This window comes from Hyphomonas sp. ske169, from assembly GCF_056850855.1.
Map to the genome: position 1 here is coordinate 3199455 of NZ_CP096146.1, position 13047 is coordinate 3212501.

The window sequence follows — 13047 nt, forward strand, 5'->3', positions numbered from 1 at the left end:
GTGGGGCCGCTAAACAGAGATCAAAGAGAAATCAGCATCCTTGGGAGGCGCGCTATGGTTCACAGCGGTAATGCACAGGAAATGTTCACCGGCACAAAGGATGTCGCCGACACGCACAAGTTTGACGAAGCCAAGCTCGAAGCCTGGATGGTCGAAAATGTCGAAGGCTTTCAAGGGCCTCTGACGGTCAAACAATTCAAAGGCGGGCAATCTAACCCGACTTATAAGCTCTTCGCGGGCGGCAAGACTTATGTCATGCGCCGTAAGCCGCCGGGCAAGCTCCTTCCGTCTGCGCATGCGGTGGATCGCGAGTTCCGGGTGATTGATGCGCTCTATCCGCTCGGCTTCCCTGTGGCCCGGCCTTATGGTCTCTGCATGGACGAGAGTGTCGTCGGCACAATTTTCTACATCATGGACTGTGTTGAAGGCCGTATCCTGTGGGATGGCACTTTGCCGGGTATGGACCCGGCTGAGCGCCGCGCCATCTATGAGGCCAAGGTCAAAACATTTGCGGATCTCCACAATGTTGATTGGCGCGCCGCTGGCCTCGAAGGCTTCGGCAAAGAGGCGGATTATATCGCCCGCCAGACGCATCGCTGGACCAAGCAATATGTGGCCTCAGAGACCAAGAAGATCCCGGAAATGGACGCGCTGATTGATTGGCTGCCAAAGAATATTCCAGCTGGGGATACAACGACAATTGTTCATGGCGATTATCGCCTCGACAATATGATCCTGCACCCAACTGAGCCGAAAGTGATTGCAGTGCTCGATTGGGAACTTTGCACACTGGGTGACCCGCTGGCTGACTTCACCTATCACTTGATGAATTGGGTGATGCCGAGCTCTGATCCCGCCCGTGGCGCTTTGGTCGATATTGAAGATCTAAAAGCCTATGGCATCCCGACCATGGAAGAATATACCGCGCTCTATTGCGAGCATACGGGCCGCGAAGGCCTGCCAGAAGTCGACTATTATTTTGCCTATAACGCATTCCGTCTCGCCGCGATTTGCCAAGGTATTGTGGGCCGTGTGCGCGATGGAACCGCCTCCAATGCAGCAGCAGCAACGATGGAAGCGCGGGTGGCGCCATTGGCTCAGTTCGCTGCTGATTGTGCCCGCAAAGCCGGGATGGAAGGATGAGCTTCGACACGCCGATCACAGAGCAAGATGGCGTGCTGTCCGGGCCGTTCCGCGCGCCCGCCAATATGCTGATCGAGCAGGAATATGGCGGCCACAAGTCGATCCATGACGATGCCGAAGCTGAGCGCTTGGGCTTCAGAGCGGGACCGATTGAAGGCCCAACGCATTTCAGCCAGTTCGATCCTTTGCTCGTGAAGCTTTGGGGCCAGACTTGGTTCGAACAAGGCTGTATCTCCTGCCACTATAAAAACATGGTCGTCGAAGGCGAAGAAGTGCAAGTCTTCGTCAAACCGGTCTCTGAGACGCGGGCTGATTGTTGGGCATTGAAGTCGGACGGCACACCGGTCTTAGAAGCCTCGGCGACGCTCGGCCCAGATCATGGCGAGACCTTGCTGGAAGCGCGCATGGCAAAGCTCCGACCGGCAGGAGAGTTGGTCATCCTGGCTGATCTCAGCGTCGGCTTGAAAGGGCAAAAGGATGAACATGTCCGCATGGGCGCGGATCAGAATATGGGCGCGCTTTATCCGTTTTCGCTGACTGAAAAGCTCGCCAAAATTACCGAGCGCACGCCTTGGTATGATCAGGCCAGCTCGTCACCGTGGGGGCGAGCCATCATCCCAACTGAGATGGTCAGCGTGCTTGCAGAGTATTCAAACCGCATGGCGGGTTTCCCGGTCAAAGGGCCGACGATTGGCCTGTTTGCCGATCTCGAGATTCGTTATGTGAATGGCCCGCTTTTTGTCGATGAGGATTATCTCATTCGCCGTGAAATCGTGGCGCTGTCACAGGGCCGCCGGACAGAGAATTACTGGACGCGAACGCGGATTTTCGATGCGAGCGGCGAGACCCAAATGGCAGAAACGCTGCTTAATCACGGCGTGCTCAAACACTCATATGAGCATTATCCGCCCGAATTGCTGGCCTGATTAGACGGCGCGCAAGGCAGGGAATGGAGGCGAGATTGGTCGCGCTTCGAGCGCTTCGAGATTAAGGACTTCAGCGGTCAACCATTGGTAATGGTGTTCCAGTCGCGTGATCATATCCATATCTAGGTCGGAGCGGGCGGCGACATCTTCGCGCCAGGCTTCGATGACCCGGATCTGGGTTTTAAGCCAATCTAACATTGCGGCGTTTTGGAACTGGAGGCACATGCTCATCTCATGCAATTGCAACTCATTCGCAATTATGGATCATAGTTTGAACCCGCAATCAAGCCGAAAAATGTGGAGGGGGAAGGAGGCCCGGATCCTTTTGTGAATGGACTATTCGCAATCGGCGTCTTCAAACTGGGAATCAAAAATATAGGTTTGCGACGAAATCGGGTTGGTGATGTTCTTGTACCAGCCATTGTTGGGATCATCCCAGTTTTGCGCGAAGGCTTCGAGCCGGGTGATACGATCGCCGAGATAGGTTTGCAGATGGGCCGTATCGAGCATGCCCCAATAGTCTTTGGGGTCGACGCGGCAGTCGAAGTCTAGGGCAGCGTCCAACATCTTGTCGCTGATCGTCTGGATATAGGCGACATCGACATCCTGCCCTTTGAGGTGGTCGCGCATGTGATTCATGCCGCTATTGTGCAGGACATAGCCGAAATCATAGCCCATCTGTGCGGCGATCAAGGCCATAGGCGGTGGCGTCGCATCTTCTTTTTGCCAGCCCCACCAGGTCCGGAAGTCCATCATTGTGATGCCATGAACGGCAATATGAGCGGTGTGGTGGATGTGAACCTGATCGAGCCCGGGAAGGATCACCATGGCGCAGGCCGACATGCACTGACCGGCAATCACAACTGGCTCACCTCGATTGTCGAGAATTGTGCTCATGCCGCGCGCCGTCGCGACATTGCCGCCTGGGCTCGTAATGATGATACGGCTAGCAGGCGGCAAGCTGTTAAGCTTCAGAAATTGTTCTGGAAATATCGCTGAATTGTAGCAAATGACATCTGTGCCCTCGAGCACAGAGACGCCTTCACGCTCAAGACATAGCTCAACGAGGCGGTCCGTCTCAGGATCCGGTGCATCATAAGACAAATCTGTTTGCGCGCTCGCGCCAAATACGAGTGCGAGGCTTCCAACCAATGCTATGATCCAAGTGCGCATCCTGATTCCTTTTTTCATAGGTCATTGATGGGTGAAAAGTTCGGCAAATCCAAGGCGTTCAAGCAGGCTTTGCTTGCTCAAGCCAGATTTCACCGTAACAATGGGCGCATTGGGAGAACATCATGAAGTCACTAATGAAATTGAGTGCGGTCGCCGCGTTTGCTTTTGCCGCTTTTGGTACAGCTCAAGCACAAGACACGAAAACCGTTATCGAGGCTGGGCACCTGCTTGCCGTGCCAGGGGATGGCTATCTTAAAAATCGGTCTGTCACGATTGAAAATGGAAAAGTTGTAAGTGTTGAGCGCGGGTTTAGCGAGCAACCTGATGGTGTGCGCGTCATCAATTTGCGAGATGCTTACGTTCTGCCCGGTTTGATTGATAGCCATGTCCATTTGACCAGCGAATTCTCGCCCACCATGCGCGTGAATATGCTCAGCGAGTCAGAAGTCGACTTGGCGCTGAACGGGGCGGCGCACGCTTACAAAACCCTACTGGCGGGCTTCACCACGGTGCAAGACGTTGGCGGCGCCAATGAGGCGATCTTTTCTCTGCGGGACGCTGTCCGTTCTGGAAAAGTCCCAGGGCCCCGCATCCGGGCGTCGGGCTCTGCCGTCACGCCTAGTGGCGGACATGGCGATGCAAACGGATTTTCACCGGCGCTAACCAAAATTTTCACCGGGCCGAATGCTTGTAATGGCGCAGATGATTGCCGCCGCGCCGTTCGCGAGACCATTCGGTCTGGCGCAGACGTGATCAAAATCACCGCGACGGGCGGCGTTTTGTCGAACACTAAAGCAGGGCTCGAGCAACAATTCTTCGATGATGAGATCGCCGCAATCGTCGAAACTGCTGCGATGATGGGCCGAAAAGTCACCGCGCACGCGCATGGCAAAGCCGGCATCGAGGCGGCCTTACGCAATGGCGTGCAATCAATTGAGCACGGCACGTATCTGGATGACGAGACCATCGCACTGTTTAAGGAAACTGGCGGTACTTTGGTTCCGACCGTGCTCGCGGGTGTCACCGTCACCGGATGGACTGAACAGCCTTGGCTGCCAGCCCCTTCGCGTGAGAAAGCCGCGATTGTTGGGCCTTTGATGCTGGATATGCTTCGTCGTGCACGCGAGGGCGGGGTCAATGTTGCCTTCGGTACCGATACCGGCGTCTCAAAGCATGGTGATAACACGCAAGAATTCGATCTGATGGTTCAAGCCGGATACTCACCAGAAGAGGCGATCCGCACAGCAACCATCGTAGCTGCCGAACATATTGAAATGGCGGGGCAAATCGGAACGATCGAAGCGGGTAAGTATGCAGACATGGTTGTGCTCCGCCGTGATCCGCTTGAAGACGTCTCGGCCTTACGTGCCGTTCGTTTGGTCATCAAAGGCGGAGAGGAGTATCGACCGCAGTAATCGCTTTGACAAACACGGTTAAAGCCACAAAGTGCGGGTGTAGAGTAAGCGTGAATACGGGGTCGCAACATGCTATCGGAGCGCAGAATGATCGCCGCGGTCTCGGGGCTGGCACTTTTGTCGGCCTGTGGAAGTAGATCTGTTGCTCCTGCGCAGCCGGCGAGTGAATGCGTAGACATCCCAAACGGCGCTTACTTCCAAGTCATTGATGGGCAGTTTCGGGCGGTCTCGCAAAATCAGCTAGTGGCGCAAGAGCGCTTACCCGAAACCGCGCGGCGGATTGGGGTGACTCTTGCGGGCATGGGCTATCCTTGGGTGACGTTGGATTGGAATGGCGAAATCGCATCCATTTCTGGCGTGGCGCTTGATGAAAATACGCGTTCAGACGCTTTCATAGCGGCGAAGTCGGTGTTTGAGTCAGACCCCGTCGCGGGGCCATTGGTCCAGCGGGTGGTGAACAATATGAGTGTTCGCGATCCAGCGGGCGCCATCGCTGTTCGGCTCTCGGATGAATTGGTCGGTGAGGGATATTCCTGGATGCGGATCGAAGTGTCTGGGCAAGTCGCAACTCTAATCGGAACCGCGCCGACGAGAGATATGAAAGAGCTCGCCTATCGCGCCGGGCGAAGCTTGGTCGAATCTGACCTCAGCGCTGGGGAGATTGTGAACATCGTCGTCGACGCTATTGCGATCCGCGGAAACGGGACGCCAATCGGATCGGCGCTGATAGGTTTGCAACCCGATCCAAGCCTTTCCACTTGCGAGGCGGCCTATGCCGCGACGATGGACGTGCAGGATGTCTTGTTCATCCCGGGCGAGTCGATCATTGAGAATGAGAGTGCGCGGCTTCTTGACGCGATGACGGGCGTGACTTTGCTATGCGGCGCCTTCCCGATTGAGATTGCAGGCTATGTCACCGACGAGACAGCAGATGAGCTCGCAATGGATCTCTCGCAAAGGCGCGCCTCCGCGGTGAAAGACTATTTAATGGCCTATGGCGTGAACCCTGATCAGCTGACCGCACGCGGCTATGGAAAAACGCGTCCGGGCAGCGATGGTGCCGACACAGAGACGTTTCGCGCGATTGAATTTGTCGCGCAGGCAGGCACGAACTGACGGCGCGCTAGAACTTACACACCAGTCCCTGATTAGCCGGAATGCTCGCATCGACCGTATCGAGCCAGGCTTGGGTGATTGCGTCGGTTCCGCTCACATTCTTTGGAGTCACGAATTTACGTGAGACGGGATAGAACGCAACGAGGTCGGCGCCCGTCTGACGGTCGAGTTCGCCGGCGGGCAATTGCTTGGCGCGATTGGCGGCATAGTCAGGGACAAAGAAGAATTCTGGTGCCGGGCCTGGCATTTCTGGCACCGGCGCGCGGTCATCTTCCCAGTCGGTGGCGCCAATGATGAGGCTACGGATGAGCGTGTCGCCACATTTCTCATGCACGGCTTTGGTGAATTCAGGACGGCCAACGAAATCGACATAAGAGGTCTTTCGCGAAGGCTGGTAGTCTGAAACCCGATCATATTCGAAGACTTCGTCATACAGGCCAGTTTCTTTGACGAAGGCGACATTTCTCGGCGAGGTGATGCCAATCGTCTTCACACCGCGGCGCTGCAGGCTGTGCGCTGCCGCGATCGCTGTCTTCGACGAGGCGCTAGAAATCACCGCCGCATCCGGTGCAGGATCACCCGCCATCAGACTGTCGCAGATCATCCAGCCCGTCAGGTAAAGCGGCCGGAATAGCATTTGTTCCGGTTCAGTCCCCTCAACATAAGCCGGATCGGTGTCGATAGAGCTGTAGAAATTATAAATCGGCGCGAGGCCTTGCCGATGCTCAGCCCCGTCAAAGAAGCCACGTTCTGTGGTGCGCTGGGGGATGACTGTGAGCGTCTCTGAGATCGGGAAATAGCCATACAGCCTCTGCCCAACTTGAACCCCTTCGGCTTTTGACTCTGACACTGTCGCAAAGCCCCAAACCGGCACGCGTCCCATCTCGTCTGAGGTTCCAGGGAAGAAATTCCAATAATGCATCGGCGGCCCGCCAAACGCAGCATAAGTCACATTATTGGCCGTCAGCGCGAAAGCATCAATCGACAAACGCGCTTCGCCATCGGCGATCTCTGGCAGGTCGATGTCTTGCCAGTTTGTCTCGCGAAGGTTGGATTTTGTGATCTGATGCTGCTGGCTCATCGTGCGGCTCCCGTTTGCCCCATTGATCACATAGGGGCGGCGAGAATCAAGCTTGACGTTGCGGCCTCAATGCGCCGTCGGCGGGGGTGTTGGAGTGTCAGCTTCGTGATCGAGCGCATCCACCTGTTCCCGCAATGCGTTTAGTGCTTCGTGCGCCTCCGCAAAGATGGATGGCGCTTCGGCCCGCAGGAACGCAAAGTCAGGACTGTCCGGCTTTGCGGTGCAGGTTGTTTCTAGATCTTTGAGGGCACGGGCCAGAACTTCAAAGTGAAAAACCCAGTGTGGATTACTTGTTTCCATGTCTATATGATGCCTTGAGTGCTTGTATATGGAACATCAAGACAAGTATATTAACAATTAAAAAGTGCAATAGGGGAATTTCGTTTTTTGGTTGACTTTCCCTCTTTAAGAAGTGGAATTCGTCGTCGTCGCGCGATCCACAAGATCGGCAAACACATCTGTCAGCTGGGGTGAAGGCGCTGATACCTGCAAATGCGAAAGCAGTTCTTGGATGGGGATGACGTCGCCTGCCTTGGTTTGGATCTGCACCAGTGTGTTAACCTCAGCATGGACTTTCTGAGACCGCTGAAACCGATGGCAAATCGCAAGATGCTCATCGGTCCATCCGGTAATTTGGCACGCCATCTCGAAGGTTTGCGGCGATTTTAGCATGCGGGCGATCGTGCGCGTTTGGCTGCAAATCACGATTGCCCAATCTTCGCGTTGCAAGACGTTCCGAATGCCGCTGCGGATCAGCATATTGAGACGACCCAAGTCGCTGAACGACAAATATCGGCTATTGGTGAGATGTAGAAAAGCGTCCTGATCGGTCAGCCATACTCGGAAATAGAGACTATAAGTGTCGGTAAATGCGCCATCTTTCGACGACAATTGCGCGCGGAGATAAACCCAAAGCCGTCTAAAAAACAGGTTCACCAATCGACTCCTTCAGTGCTTCTTCAATCTGTAAGAACAGTCGTCGTGAAGGCAAGTCTATCCGGTTAAATCTGCGCTCTTATGTTCGCCAAAGTTTGTCGAGTTCAGCGGCAATGGCGAATGATTTTCGTGCTGCTGCGCCGCCAATACGAAGGCCAATCATGGCTGAACCTTCTAGTGCAGAAGGGTCATCAGAGTTGCGGTCCCAGCGGCTACCAGCGACAAAACCCTCATCGAGGGATGATAGGAATGCGCCGAATTCCTCTTCGCGCCCGTCAGCGAATAGAGGAAGCCAAATCAGGAATTCGGCTTTCGGCCATTTCCGCATAGCGCGCGGAACCCAATTGGCGAGAGCGTCCATATCCGCATCGGTCTCATAACTCGGATCGAGCATGACCAGCATGCGCTCGCCTCGGCGCGGCTGTAATCTCAAAGCGCCGCGATAGCCGTCTTCTTTCCGGATTTGGACACGATCATCTTTTCGCAAAGCTTGTGACAACGCTTTGTGTTCGGCTGGGTGCAACTCGAATAGGACAATCCGCGCCGCATCACCGAGCTGCTGTGTGGCGAGAGCAGGCGAGCCGGGATACGAGCCCGGCCCTTTGCTTTGTACATGCTTCAACCAGGGTTGAAGCGCGCTGGCCGCGTGTTTCGCTTTTGGCATGGCCAGCACACCGCGTTCGGCCTCGGCGGTTTTTTTAGATTGCTCGCCTTGCAAGTCATAAAAGCCGCGCGCCGCATGGGTTTCGACATAGAGCAGGGGCTCATTTGCCTCTGCTTTCGCCATCAACACGGCGTGCAAGATCGCGTGCTTCAGCACGTCGGCTTGATTGCCTGCATGAAAGCCGTGTTGATAGGACAGCAAGAGCTAGTCTTCCCGTTCTGCCAGTGACGCGGTCCGGATCGCTTCGAACTCATTGCCAGGATACCAGGTCGGCCAAGTGTCGGATTGGACAATTTTCAGGCCAACAGAGTAAAGCGCTTTGACGTCTTCTTCCATGCCGGTCAGGTCCCAAGACTCGTCATACTCATCCATCGGCTTGTGATAGCGTTGAGCGCGGTAAGTATCTGCGAAGGCGCGCCCAGCGGCGACCCCGCCCTCGCGGGCATCAATACCGCCATCAGCGTACAGCATGGGCACGCCTTTTTTTGCAAAGGAGACGTGGTCAGAGCGATAGAAATAACCGGCTTCGGGCGATGGATCAGGCACAATGACCCGATCGGTTTCGTCGAGATGTTCTTTGAGCAAATCTTCAAGCTCAGAGGCGCCGTAACCGACAACCACCATATCCTTGGTGCGCCCGATGGGCTGCATCGCATCAATGTTCAAGCCAGCGACGACCTGATTCATCGGCACGGTCGGATTCTCGGCATAAAAGGCCGACCCGAGCAGGCCTGATTCCTCAAGCGTGACGATGACAAATAGCGCCGAGCGATCGCGCGTTTCCCCGCTCAATGCCTCCGCGATTTCGAGCAGAGCAGCGGTGCCGGTGGCATTATCGACGGCGCCGTTAAAGATATCGTCCCGGTAGAAATCTTGGGTTGGTTCACCTTCGCGTTCTTCTGGCTTTTTGCCGAGATGGTCCCAGTGCGCTGTGAACAGCATATATTCATCCGGCGTTTCGGATCCGGGCAGAACCCCGATTACATTGCGAGACTCAGTGGTGGTGATCGATTGGACGAGGGATCCGCTTGCGGTGAGATCGCCCATATCGACGGCGGTGAAACCCTCTGTCTTTGCGGCGTCTTTCAGCGCCGCAAAATCAAGTCCGGCTTCGGCAAACAGAGTTTGCGCCATGTCGAGACTGATCCATGATTCGAAAAGCGTACGATTGGCGCCGCTATCTGAACGGACCAAGTCCGCTTGGGCGCCTGACCAAGAATTTGCGACGACTTCCCAGCCATAAGAGGCTGGCTCTGTCTCGTGAATGATGATCGCGCCGGTTGCGCCCTGGCGACCGGCTTCTTCGAACTTATAGGTCCAGCGGCCATAATAGGTCATGGCATTGCCCTTGAAGAGATCATCGCCGCGGGCATATCCAGGGTCATTGACCAGCATCACGACGGTTTTACCAGTGACATCAAGACCGGCATAATCATCCCAGCCATATTCCGGGGCAACCACACCGTATCCGACAAAGACCAGTTCTGAATCGGCCCAGGCGGCCGCTTCGCGGTCCTGCTTCTTTGTCCACAGAACGGCATCTTCCCGTAGCTTAGTCGGGATCGTCTCTCCCGATGTGCCACCTGCGAAAGTTAGGCTCGAGGCGCCTTCGTCCAAAGATTGCTCGACCATGCCGACGGTCTGAAACCAGGTGCCATTTTCACCCGCTGGTTGGGCGCCGACGCGATCAAGCTCCTGCGCAATCCAATCGGCGGTTAGCTCGCCTTTCTCGGCAGCGGGGCCACGTCCTTCAAACGCGTCGTCAGCTAAGATGCGAATTCTCTGACGGAGGTCATCTGCATTGATGTCAGCCGCTGTATCGACGGGCAGAGGCATGGGCAATTCGACGGCCGCTTCTGGAGTGGCCGGATCGGCTTGCGGGGTGACCGCGCTAGAATTGTCCGATGCAGGGTGGCAGGCGACTAATGCGGCGAAAGACGATGCCGCGAGAATGTGCCGGATCATAGGTTAGGCTCCCATCTAAACTCTATATATGCCCGATGTGACATAGGCGGCTCAGAGCGACAAGAAGGGGCCTGCGCTTGTTTAGTCTCCGGGGAGCGGGATGTAATTTTCTTCGCCTTCGGGGAGCGTGAAGGGCGTGCCCTTCCATCCACCTTCAGCGGAGGCCCGCCAGTCCGCTTTTGCTTGGTCGAGGCGCTGCTTGTCGGTCGCGACAAAGTTCCACTCGATTTTCCGCGGTCCGTCCATCGGCTGTCCGCCGGCAAGCATAAATCGCGTACCCGCTGCGACGGCGACAGGAACATCCTTGCCCGGCGCCAGAATGGCCATTTGACCGGCTTCAATCAGCTCGCCGTCAATCACGACCTCACCGGCCGCGACATAGAGTGCGCGTTCTTCGGCTTCTTCTGCACCGATTGTAAATTCCGCGCCATTGTCGGCATCAGCCCCGACATACCAAATGCCCCATGGGAACTCGACCGGTGAGGCATGACCGAATGCCTTACCCGCTAAGACCCGCGCATGGGCGCCGCCCAGATCGAACTCAGGCAAGGAGTCTGCCGGATGATGGATAAAGTCTGGCGCTGTTTCAGCAAAGTCTTTCGGCAAGGCGACCCAGGTCTGAATGCCATGCATCGACTGACCCGCGGCTCGTTCTTCGGCGGGTGTGCGCTCAGAATGGCAGATGCCGCGCCCGGCAGTCATCCAATTCACCGCCCCGGGGCGAATAATGAGATCATTTCCCAGCGAGTCCTTGTGCCGCATCGCGCCCTCATAAAGGAAGGTGACAGTCGCTATTCCAATATGCGGGTGTGGGCGAACGTCAAAGCCTTTGCCTGGCGCGTATTCAACAGGCCCGAAATGATCGAAAAAGATGAACGGACCCACCATTTTCCGGTTATGGAAAGGCAAGATCCGACGCACCACGAACCCATCGCCTAGGTCTTTTTCTCTCGGTTTTATGATTTGCTCGATCAGGGCACTCATGTCCTTACTCCTTGCCAACCTTTGAATTGAATGAAGACATAGACTTATGAGCACTGATCTCCACAAATTCGAAGCCGAGATCCGAGCATGTCAATTATGCGCAGCTGACATGGAACGCGCACCCAAACCCGTTTTGCAAATCTCCGAGACCGCAAGAATCGTGATCGCCGGGCAGGCGCCGGGTAATCTCGCCATGGAATCAGGTCGCCCGTTTACAGATCCATCTGGCGACCGGCTCCGCGACTGGCTGCAAATCGACGAAGCGACATTTTATGATCCGAAGAAAGTGGCCATCGTGCCGATGGGGTTCTGCTTTCCGGGCTATGACAAGAATGGCGGAGATATCCCGCCAATGAAAAGATGTGCAGAGACTTGGCATGCGCGCTTGTTTGAAAAAATGCCGCAAATCGAGCTCAAAGTCTTGATCGGCGGCTACGCACAGAAATGGCACATTGGTGATCAGACCGAAAAAACACTCACCGCCACAGTACAAAAGTGGCGAAGCTTCCTGGGCCAAGGCGTCATCGTTACGCCACATCCGAGTTGGAGAAATAATGCATGGCTGAAGCGCAATCCCTGGTTCGAAACAGAACTCTTGCCCGAATTGCGAAAACGAGTGCAATCCTTGCTGTCTTAATCGCAAGCCTGTTCGGCATGCTGGCGGCCTGTGTGACGCCCGCCACTTTGAAGGCTTTGGAATTGGAGACTTCGATCATGCCCGAGTTGGATCCCGCAGCCAATCGAATGATCAGCTTTGACGGCGCAGAGCTTGGCCTCACGGTTTGGGAGCCAACGGAGGCGCCAGAAATCGTGATTGTCGGCGTTCACGGCATGAATGATTACGCCAACGCTTTTCATATGGCCGCGCCCTATTGGGCTGAGCGGGGTGTGAAAACCTATGCCTATGATCAACGCGGATTTGGCCGCTCCTATGGCCGAGGGGAGTGGCCGGATGAGGAGTCGATGCGCGAGGACTTGCGGACAGCGGTTCGCTTGGTTCGCGCTAAACACCCTGACGCCACACTCGCCGTTGTCGGGATTTCAATGGGAGGGGCCGTCGCAATGAGCGCGTTTGGGTCTGACCGACCACCCGAAGACGTGGACCGCGTTGTGTTTAGTGGTCCAGGGCTGCGCGGTTGGGGCTCGATCCCCGTGGTTCAGCGGTTCGCGCTATGGACAAGTGTTCGGGTTCGTCCCGGCTGGGTGGTTCGGCCGCCACGTTTTGTGAAGATCGAACCAAGCGACAATATCGAAATGCTGCGCCGACTTTGGGCTGATCCGCTCGGCATCAAAACCAATAAGATTGAACAGGTGCATGGTGTGGTCTCTGTCATGGAAAGCGCCCATAAAGCAGCCCAGCGTCTGCCCGCCGATACGCCCATGCTGCTGACCTATGGAGCCAGAGATATTGTGATCCCAGAACGGGGTGTGCGCCGGACGGCCAAAAAGCTTCCGCCACATGTTCGCACGGCTTACTATCCGGATGGGTATCACATGCTGCTACGGGACTTACAGGCTGAGGTCGTGTTTGACGATGTGCTCGCTTTCTTAAAGGATGCCGATGCGCCATTGCCGAGCAATGTCGCCGAAGTGCCCGGACGTACTCCAAGTTGATTGTTGACCCTGCGCAACGAGGCGTTACAC

At 55.8% G+C, this 13047-nt stretch carries 14 protein-coding genes; 6 read left to right on the plus strand and 8 right to left on the minus strand.

Annotated features, from left to right (window positions below; translation table 11 throughout):
* The first annotated feature begins 54 nt into the window (after positions 1 to 54).
* Both MY069_RS15630 and MY069_RS15635 read left to right on the plus strand, forming a co-directional pair.
* Positions 55 to 1143, plus strand: coding sequence for a phosphotransferase family protein (locus MY069_RS15630; RefSeq protein WP_482794717.1), 1089 nt, complete (start codon positions 55 to 57; stop codon positions 1141 to 1143).
* Positions 1140 to 2069 (plus strand): hypothetical protein, encoded by a 930-nt coding sequence (locus tag MY069_RS15635; RefSeq protein ID WP_482794718.1) that lies wholly within the window; start codon positions 1140 to 1142, stop codon positions 2067 to 2069. The genes MY069_RS15630 and MY069_RS15635 overlap by 4 nt, the downstream gene beginning before the upstream one ends.
* Here the strand turns inward: MY069_RS15635 and MY069_RS15640 are convergent, their stop codons facing one another.
* Positions 2070 to 2267, minus strand: a complete 198-nt coding sequence (locus MY069_RS15640; protein ID WP_482794719.1) for a hypothetical protein — start codon at positions 2265 to 2267, stop codon at positions 2070 to 2072.
* 138 nt (positions 2268 to 2405) lie between these two features.
* Positions 2406 to 3242: a hypothetical protein gene (locus MY069_RS15645; RefSeq protein WP_482794720.1), complete on the minus strand. Its 837-nt coding sequence runs from the start codon at positions 3240 to 3242 to the stop codon at positions 2406 to 2408.
* Positions 3243 to 3364: 122 nt separating this feature from the next.
* Between MY069_RS15645 and MY069_RS15650 the strand changes: the two genes are divergently transcribed.
* Both MY069_RS15650 and MY069_RS15655 read left to right on the plus strand, forming a co-directional pair.
* A complete protein-coding gene (locus tag MY069_RS15650) occupies positions 3365 to 4657 on the plus strand; it encodes a metal-dependent hydrolase family protein (RefSeq protein ID WP_482794721.1) in 1293 nt (430 codons plus the stop codon).
* Positions 4658 to 4744: 87 nt separating this feature from the next.
* Positions 4745 to 5773 carry an OmpA family protein gene (locus MY069_RS15655; protein ID WP_482794722.1) on the plus strand — a complete coding sequence of 343 codons (1029 nt, stop codon included), beginning with the start codon at positions 4745 to 4747 and terminating at the stop codon, positions 5771 to 5773.
* Positions 5774 to 5780: 7 nt separating this feature from the next.
* On the opposite strand, the gene MY069_RS15660 is transcribed toward MY069_RS15655, so the two are convergent.
* The 6 genes from MY069_RS15660 to MY069_RS15685 all read right to left on the minus strand — a co-directional run bounded on the left by MY069_RS15660 (position 5781) and on the right by MY069_RS15685 (position 11403).
* A complete protein-coding gene (locus MY069_RS15660; RefSeq protein ID WP_482794723.1) occupies positions 5781 to 6854 on the minus strand; it encodes a DUF2855 family protein in 1074 nt (357 codons plus the stop codon).
* A 66-nt stretch (positions 6855 to 6920) separates the two neighbouring features.
* Complete coding sequence (locus MY069_RS15665) at positions 6921 to 7154, minus strand: hypothetical protein (protein WP_482794724.1); 234 nt, start codon at positions 7152 to 7154, stop codon at positions 6921 to 6923.
* A 105-nt stretch (positions 7155 to 7259) separates the two neighbouring features.
* Positions 7260 to 7790, minus strand: coding sequence for a thioesterase family protein (locus MY069_RS15670; protein ID WP_482794725.1), 531 nt, complete (start codon positions 7788 to 7790; stop codon positions 7260 to 7262).
* A gap of 79 nt (positions 7791 to 7869) precedes the next feature.
* On the minus strand, positions 7870 to 8655 hold the full coding sequence (rlmJ, locus tag MY069_RS15675; protein WP_482794726.1) for a 23S rRNA (adenine(2030)-N(6))-methyltransferase RlmJ: 786 nt from the start codon (positions 8653 to 8655) through the stop codon (positions 7870 to 7872).
* 3 nt (positions 8656 to 8658) lie between these two features.
* Positions 8659 to 10419, minus strand: a complete 1761-nt coding sequence (locus MY069_RS15680; RefSeq protein ID WP_482794727.1) for a M28 family metallopeptidase — start codon at positions 10417 to 10419, stop codon at positions 8659 to 8661.
* 81 nt (positions 10420 to 10500) lie between these two features.
* Positions 10501 to 11403, minus strand: coding sequence for a pirin family protein (locus MY069_RS15685; RefSeq protein WP_482794728.1), 903 nt, complete (start codon positions 11401 to 11403; stop codon positions 10501 to 10503).
* Between the two features lie 46 nt (positions 11404 to 11449).
* Between MY069_RS15685 and MY069_RS15690 the strand changes: the two genes are divergently transcribed.
* The gene (locus tag MY069_RS15690) at positions 11450 to 12040 is read left to right on the plus strand and encodes a uracil-DNA glycosylase family protein (RefSeq protein ID WP_482794729.1); all 591 of its coding nucleotides are present in this window, start codon (positions 11450 to 11452) and stop codon (positions 12038 to 12040) included.
* A complete protein-coding gene (locus MY069_RS15695) occupies positions 11962 to 13017 on the plus strand; it encodes an alpha/beta fold hydrolase (protein WP_482794730.1) in 1056 nt (351 codons plus the stop codon). The genes MY069_RS15690 and MY069_RS15695 overlap by 79 nt, the downstream gene beginning before the upstream one ends.
* The last annotated feature ends 30 nt before the right edge of the window (positions 13018 to 13047 follow it).